The organism is Nonomuraea sp. NPDC005983 (assembly GCF_040614375.1).
Classification (GTDB): domain Bacteria; phylum Actinomycetota; class Actinomycetes; order Streptosporangiales; family Streptosporangiaceae; genus Nonomuraea.
Window position 1 is genome coordinate 1 of the sequence record NZ_JBEXUP010000181.1, and the last position, 15,548, is coordinate 15,548.

Genomic DNA, 15,548 nt, shown 5'->3' on the forward strand with positions numbered 1-15,548 from the left:
GCCGGCACTGATGAGATCCTGCGGCCCGCCCGCGACCGGCTGGGCGAGGCCGTGGTCGCGCTGCTCTGGGCCGAGGGCACGGCCATGACCGCCGAGGGGGCCGTCGCCTGTGCGCTCGGCGGCCCCGTGCCCGACCTGGCCCCGGCAGACCTCGCTCCGGTCATGCAGGAGAGCAGGCTCACCGACAGGGAGCGCGAGATCGCCGAGCTGGTCGCCAGGGGCCTGAGCAACCGGGCGATCGCCGACGAGCTGGTCATCAGCCCGGCCACCGCCGCCCGCCACGTCGCCGACATCCTGTCGAAGCTGGGCTTCTCCACGCGTACGCAGATCGCGGCGTGGGTCGTCGCCGGCCGCTGACCTGGACGTCTCTACACATCGTCCGGCCCGCCGGGTTACACCCTCGAATGGCCATCTCGACGCATGTGCCGTTCCGGCCCGCCCGCCTACCGTTCTGCCTGTGATCGGCCGCCCCGCCCGCACCCGCGCGGGTGACGCCGCGGCTGGTCCGCCGGGGACGTCGCGCGCCCTGGAGGGGCTTGGCCTCCTCGGAGGGGTGGGGGCCGGGCTCCGGGCGTGTGACAGCGGGCCCGAGCCGCGCAGGGCTCGGGCCCGCCCGGCCGTCCGGGGTGTCGCACGTGGCTCTCGGGGTGTTGCACATGGCTCTCGAGGTGTTGCACATGGTTCTGCGGGTGTTGCACATGGCTCTACATACATCGGCGGATGCCGCCGTCCCCGCGCCCGCCGTACGCTTCGCAGGTTTGACCTCCTCCCCCGCCTGAAGACGGGGGTCTCCCCGGTTGAGGAGCCTCGATGAAGCCGTCCGCCTCGTCCATCGGCACCGTCATCCACGAGGTGTTCGGCCGGGCCTACGCGCGAGGCGACCGGCCGGCCCTGGTCGACGTGGGGGCGGGGCTGGCCTACGGCTACCGCGGGCTGGTGACCGAGGTGACCAGGGCGGCCTCGGGGCTGGTGCGCAGGGGCGCCAGGCGCGACCAGGTGGTGGGCGTGCACGTGTCCACTGCGGGCGCGCAGACCCTGGCGGTGCACGCCGTGCTCGCGGCGGGCGGGGTGGCCGCGCCGATCGACCCGGCGCTGCCCGTCCGCGAGGTGGCCGCGCTGTTGCGCGAGTGCGACGCGCGCACCCTGGTCGTCACCCCCGACCTGGCCGAGAGCGCCGCGCTGGCGGCCGACGAGTCGCGGGTGCGGCAGATGATCTCGTTGGGAGCGGCGCTCGACGCGCTCGACTTCGGCGACCTGCTCGCGCTGGAGCCCACCGCGCTGCCGGTGCTCGATCCGAGACGTCAGGACGCGTTGGTGCTCGCCGGCGGCCACCGGCTGGCGCACGCAGACCTGGTGGGCGTGATGGAGGAGCTGGACCTGCCGGTACGGCTGAGTGAGTCCGACGCGGTGCTGGTCGCCTGGCCGCCCGACGGCGGCTGCGACCTCGTCGCGCTGGTGGGCCTGGCGGTGAGCAGGGGCGCGCTGCTGGTCTGCGCCGGCGGTCTCGACGCCGCGAGGCTGCCCGGCCTCGTTCGCGAGTTCGGCGTCACCGCGGTCAGCGACCGCGCGGGCGCGCTGAAGCGGCTCGGCTGAGTATGCGGACCTGTTATCCGCGCACTCCTTGACGGTCCCAGTGGTTAGTGCGTTGATTAGCCCTACTGACAACGTTGTCAACCCACCATTCGAGGCTTCGAAGGGACGGTGTGCGATGCGACGACGGTGGTTGGCGGCCGTCGCGATCACTATGGCGAGCGTGCTGAGCCTGTCCGCGTGTGGCGGAGGCGACAAGGCGGCGCAGACGCCGGCGGGTGGCGGCGGGAAGAAACAGGTGGAGGTCTTCTCCTGGTGGACGGGCCCCGGCGAAGCCGACGGCCTGAAGGCGATGAAGGAGATCTTCGAGAAGCAGAACCCCAACTTCACCTTCTTCGACGCCGCGGTCGCCGGCGGTTCGGGCGACAAGGCGAAGGCGCTGCTGCAGTCCAAGCTCGACGCGAACACCCCGCCCGACACCTTCCAGGGCCACGCGGGCGCCGAGTTGCAGGGCTACATCAAGGCCGGCGACCTGGAGGACCTGAACTCCCTGTACGACGAGCTGAAGCTGAAGGACGTCTTCCCCGCCCAGCTCATCGACCAGATCAGCGTCGACGGCAAGATCTACTCGGTGCCGGTGAACATCCACCGTTCGAACGTGCTGTGGTTCAACCCGAAGGTGCTGAAGGAAGCGGGCATCGCCGCCGCGCCGAAGACGGTCGACGAGTTCATCGCCGACCTGCAGAAGGTCAAGGCCAAGGGCAAGATCCCGCTGTCGATCGGCTCCGAGTGGACGGTCGTCCACCTGATGGAGAACGTGCTGCTCGGCTCGCTCGGCACCGACGCGTACAACGCGCTGTTCAAGCCGGGTGGCAACTGGGCCGCCCCAGAGGTGACCAAGGCGCTGGAGAACTTCAAGACGATCCTGTCGTTCGCCGGCGACCCGCAGGACGACTGGCAGCCCGCGGCCAAGCAGGTGGCCGACGGCCAGGCCGCGTTCAACATCATGGGCGACTGGGCCTACGGCTACTTCCACAACCCGCCTGACGGCGGCCTGGGCAAGAAGTCGAAGGAGGACTTCGACTGGGCGCCCGCGCCGGGCACCGAGGGCACGTACCTGTGGCTGTCCGACAGCTTCACCCTGCCCAAGGGCGCGAAGAACCGCGACGGGGCCATCGCCTGGCTCAAGGTCGCGGCCAGCAAGGAGGGCCAGGACGCGTTCAACCCGAAGAAGGGCTCCATCCCCGCCCGCAAGGACGCCGACCAGGCGCTCTACACCGATTACCTGGCCGACGCGCTGAAGGACTGGTCGAGCAACAAGCTCGCCGGCTCCATCCAGCACGGCGTGTCGGTGAACCAGCCGTGGCTGGCGGCGATCACCGAGGCGGTCGGCCTGTTCATCGGCGGCAAGGACGTCGCGGCCCTGCAGAAGGGCCTGGTCGACGCCGCGCAGGCCAACGCGCAGTGACGTCACGGGTACGGCGGGCCGCGCGCCTGCCGTACCCATGGAGGGAATGGTTGTGAGGCGGGCACGCGGCTGGCTGCCGGGACTGCTCCTCGTCACCCCGTCGATCATCGCGATCGGCGTGTTCGTGTACGGCATGCTGGGCTGGAACTTCCAGCTGGCCATGACCGACAAGCACAGCGAGGTGGCCGAGGGGAAGTTCGTCGGGCTGAAGAACTTCATCGACCTCTGGGACCTGCCCAGGTGGCACATCTCGGTCAACCACGCGATCGTCTTCACGGTCGTGTTCGTGCTGGGTGCGCTCCTGCTCGGCTGGTTCCTGGCGTTCCTCATGGAGAAGGGGATCGCCGGGGAGGGCACGTTCCGGGCGATCTACCTGTTCCCGATGGCCATCTCGTTCGTCGCGACCGGCATCGTGTGGCGGTGGCTGATGAACTCGGGGATGGACGAGCGGGCGGTCGGGCTGAACCGGCTGCTCGACGCGATCGGGTTGCCGCAGTGGCAGTGGTTCCGCGATCCGGACTGGGGGATGGCCGCGATGGCCCTGCCAGCAGTCTGGCAAATGTCCGGATATGTCATGGCGTTGTTCCTGGCGGGGTTCCGCGGCGTGCCCGAGGAGCTGCGCGAGGCCGCGCGGGTCGACGGGTGCACCGAGTGGGGCGTCTACCGGTACGTGGTGCTGCCCATGCTGCGGCCTGTGACCCTGTCGGCGCTGATCATCCTGGGGCACATCTCGCTCAAGGTGTTCGACCTGATCGTGGCGGTGTCGGGCAAGCAGATCATCACGGACGTGCCCGCGGTCTTCATGTGGGTGGCGGTCTTCGACTCCCACGACCCGGCCAAGGGCGCCACCATCGCCGCGTACATCGTGCTCAGCGTGGCCGTCTTCGTGATCCCGTACCTGATCTGGTCCGTCCGTAAGGAGAGGCGCTCATGACGGCGCCCATGACGGCGCCCATGACGACGGGGGCCGCGCGCCGGAAGCCGCTTCCCTGGGTGCGCCTCGCGGCGCTGATCGTCTTCGCGGTCGTCTTCCTGATCCCGATCTACGTGCTGCTGGTGACCAGCTTCAAGCCGCTCACCGAGGCCGACCCCACCCAGGCCTGGAACCTGCCACGCACCTGGACGTTCGAGGCGTGGCGGGTCGCCTGGGAGAAGCTGGGGCCCGGCCTGTGGAACAGCGTGCTGCTGGCGGTGCCGGGCTCGCTGCTGTCGTGCGTGCTCGGCTCGATGAACGGCTACGTGCTGTCGAAATGGCGCTTCCCCGGCGCGGACGTGCTGTTCACGCTCTTCCTGTTCGGCATGTTCATCCCGTACCAGGGCGTCATGATCCCGCTGGTGCGGCTCCTCGTCGGGCTGAACGACCTGACCGGCCTGCAGGGCGTCTTCTACGGCGGCATCCCGGGGCTGGTGCTCGCGCACGTCGTCTACGGCATCCCGATCTGCACGCTGATCTTCCGCAACTACTACGTGACGATCCCGGACGAGCTCATCGAGGCGTCGCGGGTCGACGGCGCGGGCATGCTGCGCACGTACTGGTCGGTGGTGCTGCCGGTGTCGGGGCCCGCCATCGCGGTCGTCATCATCTGGCAGTTCACCTCGATGTGGAACGACTTCCTGTTCGCCGTCTTCCTCACCGGACCGACGAGCTGGCCTGCCACGGTGGCGCTGAACAACATCGCCGGTGCCCAGGCCACCCCGTACAGCCAGCAGATGGCGGCGGCGATCCTGGCGTCGATCCCAACGATGCTGATCTATCTCCTGCTCGGCCGGTTCTTCATGCGCGGGCTGATGGCGGGCGCGCTCAAGGGATGAGGGCGGGGTTCGCCACGTGCTCCGGCCGTTCGCCGCGCACGTAGCGGGCCACGTCCCGGGCCACGATGGCGGCCGCCTTCATCGCCGTCTCCTTGCTGGCGCCGGCCAGGTGCGGGGTCATCACCAGGTTCGGCGTGCGCAGCAGGCGCGACCCGGCGGGGATGGGCTCCTCGGGAAAGACGTCCACGGCCGCGCCGAACAGGTGACCGGAGTCGAGGGCGTCGCACAGCGCGTCGTAGTCGAGCAGCGAGCCGCGCGCGCAGTTGACGATCACGGAGCCGGGCGGCATCGCGGCGATCTGGGCGGCGCCGATCATGCCGGCGTTCTCAGGGGTCGCGCGGGCGTGCAGGGACAGGAAGCGGGAGCGGGCCAGCAGCTCCTCCAGCTCGACCTGCCCGGAGATCTTCACATAGGGGTCGTAGACCAGGACCTCCGCGCCGAAGCCCTCCAGCATCCGGGCCACCCGGCTGCCGATCGCGCCGTAGCCGACCAGGCCGACCGTGCTGCCCTCCAGCTCCGGGCCGACGTTGTCGTAGGTGTAGTAGTCGCCCCGCCAGACCCCGGCCGCCAGGTCCGCGTGGGTCTGGGGGACGCGGCGGGTGGCCGCCAGGAGCAGGGCGAGCGTGTGCTCGGCGGTGGCCACGGCGTTGCGTCCGGGCGCGAAGGTCACGGTGACGCCCGCCTTGGTGGCCGCCTCCAGGTTGGCGTTGACCGGGCCGCCCCGGCTGACGCAGAACAGCTTCAGGTCGGGGCAGGCGTCCAGCACGCGCTGGGTCAGCGGGGCCATCTGCGTCACGCACACCTCGACCCCGCGCAGCGCCCCGATCAGCTCCTCCTCCACGTCGGACGCCTCGTCGACCTCTCCCACCCGGCCGAACGGCACCACCGGCCAGGGCAGGGTGAGCTCGCGGATCTCCACCTCACCGGGAACCTCGCGCCTGAGCGCGTCAATGAACAGGCGGTTCTGCACGAAGTGGTCGCCGGCGGCGAGGACTCGGGTGGTCAACGAAGGGCTCCAATCGGGGAGTTGTACTGCAGGATCGCGACCTGCCCCGCACGCAGCCGCAGCTCGGTGACGGCGCAGTTGTCGAGGCGCGGGAACAGCCGCCGGTACTCGCCGAGCGGCACCCCGATCATCCGGCACAGCGCGAGCCTGATGGCGGTCGTGTGCGCGACCACCAGCACCCGGCCGTCGGGGTGGGCGCCGGCGATGTCGGTCAGGGCGGCGACGAAGCGGCCCGCCGCCAGGTGCGGGTCCTCGCCGCCCGGCAGCGGGTGCTCGGCGGGGTCGGCCTCGAAGGCGGCTCGGGCCGCGGGAAAGCGCTCGTGCATCTCCGCCGAGGTCAGCCCGTCGCCCTGGCCGAAGTCCAGCTCGCGCAGCCGGGCGTCGGTGTGCAGCTCGACTCCCGCGGTGGCGGCGCCGGCCTCGGCGGTGACGCGGGCCCTGCTCAGCGTGGACGACCACACCGCCGACAGGCCCGCCTGCCCCGCCCAGACGGCCAGCTGCCCGGCCTGGGCGTGGCCGCGCGGGGTCAACTCGACGTCGCTGAGGCCCGCGTAGCGGTTCTCCGCGTGCCAGACGGTCTCGCCGTGCCGTACCAGAACCAGGTTCGTCATCGTGCGGTCCTCTCACGGGCGTGGTCGGCGGCGTTCGAGGGGAGCCAGCCGCGTTTCTCCAGCTCCTCGACGAAGCGCAGGTACGGCTCGTCCAGGTCGGCGCCGGACGGTTCGACGATCTCGCGGGTGCGGACCATCCCGGCGGAGGACTCGGCCGGGCCGGCCGCCAGCATCGCCATGCCCAGGGCGGGCTCGGCGTTCTCCCTGAGCGTCACCGGCCGGCCCAGCACGTCGGCCCTGAGCTGGTTGCCGAACACGCTCCTGGTCGCCCCGCCGGTCAGGATGATCTCGCCGTCGACCGGGGCGCCGAGCAGGTCGAGGTAGTCGAAGCAGAGCCGTTCGACGAACGCGGCCCCGCGCAGGATCGCCGCGTACCGCTCGACGTCGTCGGCGGGCTCGCCGAGCGTGAACCCCTCGGCCTCGGGCGCGGCGAACGGGAACCGCTCACCCCGCGAGACCAGCGGATAGGTGGTGGGGACGGGCGGGCGCCGGGCCGGGCCGTAGCGGGTGATGGCCGCGTCGCTGAGGGCGTCGAGGTCGCGGCCGGGCAGGTCGCGGGCCAGGACGCCCGCGCCGGTGCTCGACGCCCCTCCCGGCAGCCACGACCCGTCGGGGGCGCGGTGGGAGTAGACGACGCCCAGCGGGTCGTGGATCAGCTCCCTGGTCACGCCCTTGAGCACCAGGGTGGTGCCCAGCACCGAGTTCCAGCTGCCGGGCCGGGTCGCGCCCGCGCCGAGCTGCGCCGCGCACCCGTCGGTGGTGCCCGCGATCACGGCTGTCCCCTCGGGGATGCCGGTCTCGGCCGCCGCCTCGGCGCAGACCGTGCCGAGCGTGCTGCCGGGACGGACCACGTCCGGCAGGATCTCCGCGGGCACGCCCAGCGCGTCGAACACGTCCGACGGCCAGCGTTCGTCGATGAGGTGCACGCCCGTCTTGAGCGCGTTGCTCAGGTCGGTGGCCACTTCGTGGCCCACCAGCCGCCGGTTGACGAAGTCGTTCTGGTGCGCCAGGCGCACGCCGGAGGGCGCGTCGCGCAGCAGCCACAGCAGCTTGGGCAGCGCCCAGTTGGCCTGCATGCGCTGGTAACCGAGCTGCCGCCAGACGTGCGCGCCGGCCGCGTTGACCCGGTCGACCTCGGCCGCGGCCCGCCGGTCGTCGTACATCAGCCCGGGAGTCAGGGCCCGGCCGTCGCGGTCGGCGAGCAGGACCGTTCCCGAGGTGGCGTCCACCGCCACCCCGCGTACCAGGCCGGGCGGGACGTCGCGGAGCGCCTCGCGGGTCGCCGCGGCCAGCTCGCGCCACCACTGCTCGGGGTCCTGCTCGTGGCGGGGGCCGTCGCGGTGACTGATCAGGGGCCTGCCGGCCGCGCCGAGCACCCGCCCGTCGGCGGCGACGGCCATCGCCCTGACGCTCTGGGTTCCGAGGTCGATGCCGATCCAGACGCTCATGAGCGGCTCCGCATCTCGGCCAGCAGCGGCCAGGACCGGGCTCCGGCCTCGCGCAGGGCGAGGAAGTCCCGGTAGGCGTCGCCGTACGGGCCGGTCCGGGGGTGGACGGCGGCGCGCAGCCGCACGTGCGTGTCGGCCGCCTGCTCGATGCCCGTTGCCGCGCCCGTCGCCGCCAGCCCCACCAGGAAGGCGCCCCTGGCGCCGACCTCGGCGTCGGCCGAGCGGAGCACGGGCAGGCCGGTCACGTCGGCGATGAGCTGGAGCCAGATGGCGCTCGCCGAGCCGCCTCCGCTCACCCGCAGCTCCTCCGGCCGGTGGCCGGAGGCGGCCAGGCAGTCCTGGACGACCAGCGTCAGCCCTTCGAGGACGGCCCTGGCGACGTGCTCGCGGCCGTGCTCGAACGACAGCCCCTGGAAGGCGCCCCTGGCCAGCGGGTCGGAGAACGGCGCCCGCTCCCCGGCGGGCGACAGGTACGGCAGGAAGGCCAGCCCGCCCGCTCCCGGCGGGCTCGACGCGGCCAGCTCGCCCAGCTCGTCGGGGGTCCGCAGGCCGAGCAGGCGGCAGGCCCACTGGATCACCTCGACCCCGGCGAAGGTGGGGAAGGCACGCAGGTAGCCGCCGGGCATGGCGATGGTGATGCCGACCGGGTCGCCGTCGAGGTCGGGCCGCTCGACGACGGCCTCGGTGGACAGCGTGGTGCCCAGGATGCTGCACGCCTGCCCGGCCCGCACGGCCCCGGCGCCCAGCGCGGTCGAGACGATGTCGTAGGGGGCCATGACCACCGGCGTGCCCGCCGGGAGGCCGAGCTGCTCGGCGGCCCGGCCGGTCAGCTCGGCGACGCGCCGGGTGTCGTCGCGCAGCTCGGGCAGCAGCCGCTCAGCCCACTCCAGGCCGAACAGTTCGAGCAGCTCGGGGGAGTAGGCGCGGGCGCGCAGGTCCATGAAGGGCGCGGAGGCGTCGGACTCGTCGGCGGCCAGCAGGCCGGTCATCCGGGAGAAGATCCAGCCGCCGCACGTCAGGTTGGCGGCGGAGCGGGCGAGCCGGTCGGGGTCGTGCTCGGCCAGCCAGGCCAGGATCGCGTGCGGCAGCCCCGACGCGGCGGACGAGCCGTTGAGCCGGAAGGCGCGCTCGGCGACCCCGGAGCGGATCCAGGAGTCGACGGTCGCGGCGGCCCGGCCGTCGTTCCACAGGATCGCCGGCCCGGTGGGCTCGCCCGCCTGGTCGACCAGCCAGACCCCGTCGCCCTGCCCGGTCACGGCGACGAAGTCCACCCCGCCACCTGGGCCGTCGAGCTGGGCGGCGGCCTCGCGCACGGTGCGCGTGACCGCGTCCCAGACGGCGTCCATGTCCTGCTCGGCCCAGCCGGGTGCGGGACGGGACACGCCGGTCTCGTGCCTGACGACCACGGCCTCGGCACCCGACCCGGTGTAGCCGACCGCCTTGATCACCGTGGTGCCCGCGTCCACGCAGATGACGGCCATCAGGCGCGTCCGTGCGAGGTGCGCGACTTGCGCGCGACCGAGTCGACGACCACCGCGAGCAGCAGCACCACGCCCGTGACCACGAACCTGATCGACGAGTCGAGGTTGAGCAGCGTCAAGCCGCTGGAGATCGACTGGATGACGATGATGCCGAGCAGCGCGCCGAACGCGGTGCCGCGCCCGCCGAACAGGCTCGTCCCGCCGATGACGGCCGCCGCGATGGCGTTCAGATTGACGTCGCCCGAGCCGCTGCTCTGGTTGGCGGCGGCCAGCCGGGCGGCGGCCAGGATGCCGCCCACCGCGGCGAACGTCGAGCAGAGCACGAACACCGAGGTGTAGATCGCCTTGACGTTGATGCCCGCCCGGCGCGCGGCCTCGACGTTGCCGCCGACGGCGTAGACGGCCCTGCCCCACTTCGTCCGCGACAGCAGGTAGTGCATGATCAGCACCAGGGCGACGAAGAAGACGAACATCCAGCCGACGCCGCGCGTCTGGCCCAGGTACCAGACCACGAACGCGAGCACGACCAGCAGTGCCACGCTCCTGGCGACCAGCGTCGACAGGCTCTTGGCCGACAGCCCGGCCCGCCGCCGTTCCCGCGCGTGGAAGAAGCCGCTGGCGAACAGGGCCGCCGCGGCGATCACGGCGAAGCAGTACGACAGCCAGTCGGGGACGAAGTCGAGCTGCGCGAAGTTCACCAGGCCGGAGTCGAAGGGCAGGTTGATCGAGCCCTTGCTGCCCAGCACGTACAGCTGCAGGCCCAGGAAGGCCAGCAGGCCGGCCAGCGTGATCACGAAGCTCGGCACCCCGAACCGGTTGAACAGCTGCGCGTACACCCAGCCGATCACCGCTCCCATGATCACCGAGGCGCCGATGGCCAGCCAGACGGGCAGGCCCTGGCTCACGAAGAGCACCGCGAGCACCGCGCCCGACAGCCCGCTGACCGAGCCCACCGACAGGTCGATCTGGCCGACCAGCAGCACGCAGACGATGCCGAGCGCGATGATGCCGACCGCGGCCGACTCCATCGTGAGGTTCACCAGGTTCGCGCTCGACAGGAAGATCGGGTTCAGGATCTGCAGGACGGTCCAGATGACGATGAGCCCGACCACGACGGGGATGACGCCCAGGTCGCCGCCGCGCGCCCGCTCGACGACGTCGGTGATCGCGCCGCGGAGCCCTTCCCGGCTCTGCAGCCGCTCGTCCTGGCGGTCGGTCGTCACGTTCACGAGGTGGACCCTTCCTTTCGGCGCGACTGGCGCTGGGACACCACGTTGTCGGTGGCGCCCGTGATGGCGGCGATGATGTCCTCGGCGGAGACCTCGCTCACGTCGAAGACCCCGTTGTTGCGGCCGAGCCTGAGCACGGCCACGGTGTCGGCGACGGCCTTCACGTCCGCCATGTTGTGGCTGATCATGATGACGCCGAGGCCGTTCTCACGGAGGCGCTCGACCAGGTTGAGCACCTCCGCCGTCTGGGCGACGCCCAGCGCGGCGGTCGGCTCGTCCAGGATGATCACCTTCGGGTCGCCGAGCAGCGACCTGGCGATGGCCACGGTCTGCCGCTGGCCTCCCGACAGGGAGGCCACCGGGACGCGGACGCTGGGGATCTTCGCGGACAGCTGCCTGAGCAGCTCCCACGAGCGGGTCTCCATCGCCACGTCGTTCAGCCGGAGCGGCCGGACCTCCTGGCCCAGGAACAGGTTCTGGATCACGTTGAGGTTCTCGCAGAGCGCCAGGTCCTGGAAGACGGTCGCGATGCCGAGCTTGTGCGCCGCCGCCGGGGTCGGGATCTCGACCTCGCGCGACCCGAAGGTGATCGTGCCCGAGTCCGGCGGGTGCACCCCCGACAGGATCTTGACCAGCGTGGACTTGCCCGCTCCGTTGTCCCCGACGACGGCGACGACCTGCCCCGCCGCCACGTCGAGGTCGATGCCCGTGAGCGCGGCGACCGCTCCGAAGGTCTTGCTGATCCCGCGCAGGGACAGGACGCTGTCCGATCGCTGGTTAGCTGTCCGTTTGCTGGACGTGGGGGACAACGCTGCCTCCCTATTTGATGCCGAGTTCGGCGCAGCCCTTGGCGTACTCGCCCTTGCACGCGTCGGCGGCCTTCATGATCCCGCTCTGGAACAGCACCTCGTTGATGTTCTCCTTGGTCACGACCGTCGGGACGAACAGCTGCGAGGGGGTGTTGAAGAGCGTGGTCTTGCCCGCGGGCTTCTTGCCCTGGATGAACTGGTAGGCGACGTCGGCGGAGGCCTCAGCCACGATCTTGATCGGCTTGGAGATCGTGTTGTACTGGTCGCCGTTGATGATTCGCTGCGCGGCGGCCAGCTCGGCGTCGTTGCCGGTGATCGGCGGAACCTTCGCGCCCGCCGCCTTGAACGCCGCGATCGAGCCGCCTCCGGTGCCGTCGTTGGCCGCCACCACGCCCACGATCTGGTCGCGGAACTGGGTGATCTGGCCGCTGACCCAGGTCTGCGCCTTCTCCGGCTGCCAGTCGGGGGTGTCGTACTCGGCCAGCAGCTTGAAGCCGCTCGGGTCGACCGCGCTGTGGATGCCCTTCTTGATCAGTCCGGCGGCGGCGTCCGTCGGCGAGCCGTTGACCTGGAGGATCCCGCCCTGGGCGGACTCCTTCTTGAGGTGGTCCACCAGCGACTGGGCGATCATCGCGCCGATCTTCTCGTTGTCGAAGGAGATGTAGTAGTCGGCTGGCGTCGCGGGGATCGGCCGGTCGTAGGCGATCACCGGCACGTTCTGCGCCTGCGCGGACTTGACGATGGTGGCCGCGGCGGCGGAGTCGACCGGGTCGATCACGATCGCCTTGACGCCCTGCGCCAGCGCCGAGTTGGCCTGTTGCTGCTGCTTGGCCGCGTCGGAGTCGGCGTTCTGGTAGATCACCGTGCAGCCCGCGCAGAGCTGCTTCATCTTGGCCTCGAACAGCGGCTTGTCGGCCAGCTCGTACCTGGTCGAGGCGAGGTCGGGCATGAGGAAGGCCACCTTGGCGTTCTCCGCGCCGCCCGCGCTCTGGCCGGTGCCACTGGAGCCGGACCCGCACGCGGAGAGCGCCGAGCCTGCCAGAACCGCCACTGCGGCGAAGGCGGCGGTCCGCATCTGAGTTCTGTTCACGGGTTGTTTCCTCACTTGCTTCGTCCTCGCGGAGCCGGTTGCATCGCTTCCCCCGAGTGCCACAGCGCCGCTCACACACGGCGGTGACCTGTGGTGCGGCTCACGCTAGCGCGCGGTCGGAATATTTGTCCAGCAAAAGTGTTCACGGTCTTTTCACGCGCGTGACCTGCTGTTCATCCAGGCGGGGTACCCCGGTGGGCAGCGTCGAGCCGCCGCGCGGGCGTCGGGAGCGCGCCGCGTGGCGGGCTTTCCGGCGTCGGCGGGGACGTGGCGGAGCCGGGCCCCAGATGTCGGCGGCCCGGGATTCTCGGGGGGTCAGCGGGTGGCGGCGAGCAGGCTCTCGGCCGTGAGCGCGTCGGTGACGAGCTGGTTGAAGTAGCCGCCCTTGGCCGCCGCGATGATCGAGAGGACCTTCTCCGCACCGACCGCGATCGCGATCGACACCGGGATGCGGCGCAGCTCCTCCAGGCCGGTCGCCACCAGCCGCTCGCTGCCGGGGTAGCCGACGGGCTCGCCGTCACGGTCGTAGAAACGCGAGCACACGTCCCCGACGGCCTGGCGCAGGCTGGGCGCGTCGCGCGGCACGAAGGCGGGCACGACCTGGCGCATCAGCGGCGGCGAGCCCACGCCGACGATCGCGCACTTGGCGTGCGCCCACAGGTCCATGACGCGGCGCACCGACGGCTCGTGCTGGAGCGAGGAGAACAGCTCGGGGCCCGGCAGGGCGGGCGCGTACAGGTAGCTGGGGACGCCGCCGACCCGCTCGGCGAGCAGCCGGGTGGTCTCGTTCGTCTGGAACCAGGGCTGCGGGTCCTCCTGGCCGCCCACGGCGGGGGCGATCGTCACGCCGGGGAACTGTCCGAGCCCCTCGCGGGCGCACTCGTACACCGTGCTGCCGGACGACACCAGCACCACGTCGCCCGAGTGCAGCCCCACCCCGGCCAGTGCCCTGGCCAGCCCGGGAGCCAGCCACGGCCCCAGCGCCGGGCCGCTTACCTTGGGCACCAGGTAGACCCGCTGGAGGTGCAGCGCCTCGGCCACCTCGGCGGCCAGCGGGCCCTCCTCCAGCGTGGCGGGCCTGTGCACCCTGATCTCGACGATGCCCTGCCTGCGCGCCTCGGTCAGCAGCCGGCTCACGGTCGCCCGGCTGACGCCCAGCCGCTTGGCGATGTCGGCTTGGGTGGCTTCCTCCAGGTAGTACTGCGACGCCGCGGCGTACATCAGCTCCTGAGGGAACCGGGTCTCCGGTACGACGTCGGCATGCATGCGCGCGCTCCCTCGGTGCGTGAGTCAGGTGCGTGAACACTTGTGCTGAACGGATGCGCATCGACTATACCCTCGTGCTCTCCGAGGGAAAGGCTAGCGATCCCCGGCGAAACCTACGCGAGGGCTCCCGCCACCAGGGCGTCACCGAGCGGCGTGCGGGCGTACAGGACGCTGCGCCCGGTACGCGTGCCGCTGACCAGGCCGGTACCGCGGAGCGCGGACAGGTGCCCGCCGGTGGTGCCGACGCTCTGGCCGAGCAGCGCCGCCAGATGCGTGGTGGTGGCGGGCACGGCCAGCTCCACGAGGATGCGGGCGCGGGTCCGTCCGATCAGCACGGCCAGCCCCGCCGTGCGTCCAGGCGGCTCGGCGGCGATGCCGCGCGCGGGGTAGACGAGCGCGTGCGGCCACGCTTCCTCCAGGTAGACGCCGACCGCGCTGATGAACGCCGAGGGCAGGAACAGCAGGCCCCTGCCGCCGAGCCGGTGCAGGCTGTTCGGGCTGCTGAGGCCGAGCTCGATGTGCCCGTCGCCGTGCCACCGGACCTGCTCGCTGAGGTCGTCCAGCGCGGACGCCCAGCCGTAGGTCGCCAGCCGCCCCGCGCGCTGCACCACGTCCCGCTCCAGGATCGCGTGGAAGCGCGGCCAGTCGGCGGAGATGATCTCCCGCCACAGCGCCTCGTAGGCGTCGGCGACGAGCCCCACCACGTCGGGGCCGAGCAGCAGCGCCCGCGTATGTCCGGAGACCGGCGGCCGGTGCGCCAGCGACCTGGCGATCTCCTCGTGCGCCTGCTCCGTGGGCGTCTCGCGCACCGCGGCCAGCTCGGTCTCGAACGGCACGCTCAGCCCCGCGGGCGGGGGCGCGATGAAGTCGACGTTGTCGCTGCCCTTGTTGCCGGCGATCGCCGCGAGCATCCGCAGCACCGGATGCCGCCGTTCCAGCTCCCGGTACGTCGCCCGCCGGCGCTCGGCCCAGCGGCGGTGCACCACCGTCTCCGCCCTGCCCTCCAGGACCCACTGCGCGTGCATGGTCTCGATCAGCGGCGAGATGGCGAACCTGCTGGCCACCACGTCCTGGGGGGTGACCTCGATCCTCATCACCTTTCGGTTATATCCGAAACGATCGCCTGCGGCAGCGGGCCCCACCACCATCGGTTCCAGGCGGCCCCGCGACCTCCCTCCGGGGCGCCCTCCCCGGCGGCCGGTCCCACGGCGATGCCTTCACGGATGAGGAGTGTGGAATGAGCGAGCGCGGAGCGACCTTCCGGGACGTGTTCGCCGTCCCCGAGTTCCGGGTGCTGTTCGGCAGCTTCGCGCTGCTGGTCTCCGGCGACTCGATCAAGATGCTGGCCCTGTCGGTGCTCGTGTACGCGCAGACCGGGTCGGCGGGGCTGTCTGCCGCCGCGTACATGGTGGGGTGGCTGCCGTACATCGTGGGCGGGATGTTCCTGCTGTCGCTCGCCGACCGGCTGCCGCCGCGGGGAGTGATGGTCGCCGGAGAGCTGGTCAGGGCGGCGGTGTGCCTGCTGCTGGCGTACGCGGGCCTGCCGGTGCCGGCGATGCTGGCGCTGGTGCTGGTCACCGGGCTGTTCTCGCCGGTCTTCGGCGCCGCGCGCAGCGCCCTGCTCCCGGACGTCCTGCCGGGGGACGCCTTCGTCCTGGGGCGATCGCTGCTGGGGGTGACCTCGGCGAGCGCCCAGATCGCCGGTCTCGCGGTGGGAGGCGCCTTCCTGGCGGCCACCGGCCCGCACGGCGCCCTCGCCGTGACGGCGGCGCTGTCGGCGGTGGCGGCGACGGTGCTG

Annotated in this window: 15 protein-coding genes; 6 read left to right on the forward strand and 9 right to left on the reverse strand. The window is 71.7% G+C overall.

Going from position 1 to position 15,548, the window contains the following annotated elements; all coding sequences use genetic code 11:
• The 5 genes from ABZ297_RS42080 to ABZ297_RS42100 form a co-directional block, all read left to right on the forward strand.
• Positions 1 to 357 (forward strand): helix-turn-helix transcriptional regulator (locus tag ABZ297_RS42080; protein WP_355358547.1); only part of this gene is annotated, 357 nt, incomplete at its 5' end.
• Positions 358 to 810: 453 nt separating this feature from the next.
• Positions 811 to 1,593, forward strand: coding sequence for an AMP-binding protein (locus ABZ297_RS42085; RefSeq protein ID WP_355358550.1), 783 nt, complete (start codon positions 811 to 813; stop codon positions 1,591 to 1,593).
• 115 nt (positions 1,594 to 1,708) lie between these two features.
• Positions 1,709 to 2,998 (forward strand): ABC transporter substrate-binding protein, encoded by a 1,290-nt coding sequence (locus tag ABZ297_RS42090; protein WP_355358553.1) that lies wholly within the window; start codon positions 1,709 to 1,711, stop codon positions 2,996 to 2,998.
• Positions 2,999 to 3,044: 46 nt separating this feature from the next.
• Complete coding sequence (locus ABZ297_RS42095; RefSeq protein WP_355358556.1) at positions 3,045 to 3,932, forward strand: sugar ABC transporter permease; 888 nt, start codon at positions 3,045 to 3,047, stop codon at positions 3,930 to 3,932.
• A 20-nt stretch (positions 3,933 to 3,952) separates the two neighbouring features.
• Positions 3,953 to 4,810 carry a carbohydrate ABC transporter permease gene (locus tag ABZ297_RS42100; RefSeq protein WP_355358586.1) on the forward strand — a complete coding sequence of 286 codons (858 nt, stop codon included), beginning with the start codon at positions 3,953 to 3,955 and terminating at the stop codon, positions 4,808 to 4,810.
• On the opposite strand, the gene ABZ297_RS42105 is transcribed toward ABZ297_RS42100, so the two are convergent.
• The 9 genes from ABZ297_RS42105 to ABZ297_RS42145 all read right to left on the reverse strand — a co-directional run bounded on the left by ABZ297_RS42105 (position 4,800) and on the right by ABZ297_RS42145 (position 14,844).
• A complete protein-coding gene (locus tag ABZ297_RS42105; RefSeq protein WP_355358559.1) occupies positions 4,800 to 5,816 on the reverse strand; it encodes a 2-hydroxyacid dehydrogenase in 1,017 nt (338 codons plus the stop codon). The two genes, ABZ297_RS42100 and ABZ297_RS42105, sit on opposite strands and share 11 nt — an antisense overlap.
• Positions 5,813 to 6,427, reverse strand: coding sequence for a histidine phosphatase family protein (locus ABZ297_RS42110; RefSeq protein WP_355358562.1), 615 nt, complete (start codon positions 6,425 to 6,427; stop codon positions 5,813 to 5,815). Before ABZ297_RS42110 ends, ABZ297_RS42105 begins: the two co-directional genes overlap by 4 nt.
• The gene (locus ABZ297_RS42115) at positions 6,424 to 7,875 is read right to left on the reverse strand and encodes an FGGY family carbohydrate kinase (protein ID WP_355358565.1); all 1,452 of its coding nucleotides are present in this window, start codon (positions 7,873 to 7,875) and stop codon (positions 6,424 to 6,426) included. The genes ABZ297_RS42110 and ABZ297_RS42115 overlap by 4 nt, the downstream gene beginning before the upstream one ends.
• A complete protein-coding gene (locus ABZ297_RS42120; protein WP_355358568.1) occupies positions 7,872 to 9,356 on the reverse strand; it encodes an FGGY-family carbohydrate kinase in 1,485 nt (494 codons plus the stop codon). The genes ABZ297_RS42115 and ABZ297_RS42120 overlap by 4 nt, the downstream gene beginning before the upstream one ends.
• Entirely contained in the window at positions 9,356 to 10,585 is a 1,230-nt protein-coding gene (locus ABZ297_RS42125) for a sugar ABC transporter permease (protein WP_355358571.1), read from the reverse strand. Before ABZ297_RS42125 ends, ABZ297_RS42120 begins: the two co-directional genes overlap by 1 nt.
• Positions 10,582 to 11,394, reverse strand: a complete 813-nt coding sequence (locus tag ABZ297_RS42130) for an ATP-binding cassette domain-containing protein (protein WP_355358574.1) — start codon at positions 11,392 to 11,394, stop codon at positions 10,582 to 10,584. Before ABZ297_RS42130 ends, ABZ297_RS42125 begins: the two co-directional genes overlap by 4 nt.
• A gap of 10 nt (positions 11,395 to 11,404) precedes the next feature.
• Positions 11,405 to 12,484, reverse strand: coding sequence for a sugar ABC transporter substrate-binding protein (locus ABZ297_RS42135; RefSeq protein ID WP_355358577.1), 1,080 nt, complete (start codon positions 12,482 to 12,484; stop codon positions 11,405 to 11,407).
• A 315-nt stretch (positions 12,485 to 12,799) separates the two neighbouring features.
• The gene (locus ABZ297_RS42140; RefSeq protein ID WP_355358580.1) at positions 12,800 to 13,750 is read right to left on the reverse strand and encodes a sugar-binding domain-containing protein; all 951 of its coding nucleotides are present in this window, start codon (positions 13,748 to 13,750) and stop codon (positions 12,800 to 12,802) included.
• 113 nt (positions 13,751 to 13,863) lie between these two features.
• A complete protein-coding gene (locus ABZ297_RS42145; protein ID WP_355358589.1) occupies positions 13,864 to 14,844 on the reverse strand; it encodes a winged helix-turn-helix domain-containing protein in 981 nt (326 codons plus the stop codon).
• A 143-nt stretch (positions 14,845 to 14,987) separates the two neighbouring features.
• On the opposite strand from ABZ297_RS42145, the gene ABZ297_RS42150 reads away from it, so the two are divergent.
• A partial coding sequence (locus ABZ297_RS42150) for an MFS transporter (protein ID WP_355358583.1) occupies positions 14,988 to 15,548 on the forward strand: 561 nt, incomplete at its 3' end.

What these genes read in the sequence shown, in the direction of transcription:
- ABZ297_RS42115 (WP_355358565.1), bottom strand. Translation starts at nt 7,875, where the DNA reads ATGAGCGTCTGGATCGGCATCGACCTCGGAACCCAGAGCGTCAGGGCG.
- ABZ297_RS42110 (WP_355358562.1), bottom strand. Translation starts at nt 6,427, where the DNA reads ATGACGAACCTGGTTCTGGTACGGCACGGCGAGACCGTCTGGCACGCG.
- ABZ297_RS42095 (WP_355358556.1), top strand. Translation starts at nt 3,045, where the DNA reads ATGGTTGTGAGGCGGGCACGCGGCTGGCTGCCGGGACTGCTCCTCGTC.
- ABZ297_RS42140 (WP_355358580.1), bottom strand. Translation starts at nt 13,750, where the DNA reads ATGCATGCCGACGTCGTACCGGAGACCCGGTTCCCTCAGGAGCTGATG.
- ABZ297_RS42100 (WP_355358586.1), top strand. Translation starts at nt 3,953, where the DNA reads ATGACGACGGGGGCCGCGCGCCGGAAGCCGCTTCCCTGGGTGCGCCTC.
- ABZ297_RS42145 (WP_355358589.1), bottom strand. Translation starts at nt 14,844, where the DNA reads ATGAGGATCGAGGTCACCCCCCAGGACGTGGTGGCCAGCAGGTTCGCC.
- ABZ297_RS42120 (WP_355358568.1), bottom strand. Translation starts at nt 9,356, where the DNA reads ATGGCCGTCATCTGCGTGGACGCGGGCACCACGGTGATCAAGGCGGTC.
- ABZ297_RS42085 (WP_355358550.1), top strand. Translation starts at nt 811, where the DNA reads ATGAAGCCGTCCGCCTCGTCCATCGGCACCGTCATCCACGAGGTGTTC.
- ABZ297_RS42090 (WP_355358553.1), top strand. Translation starts at nt 1,709, where the DNA reads ATGCGACGACGGTGGTTGGCGGCCGTCGCGATCACTATGGCGAGCGTG.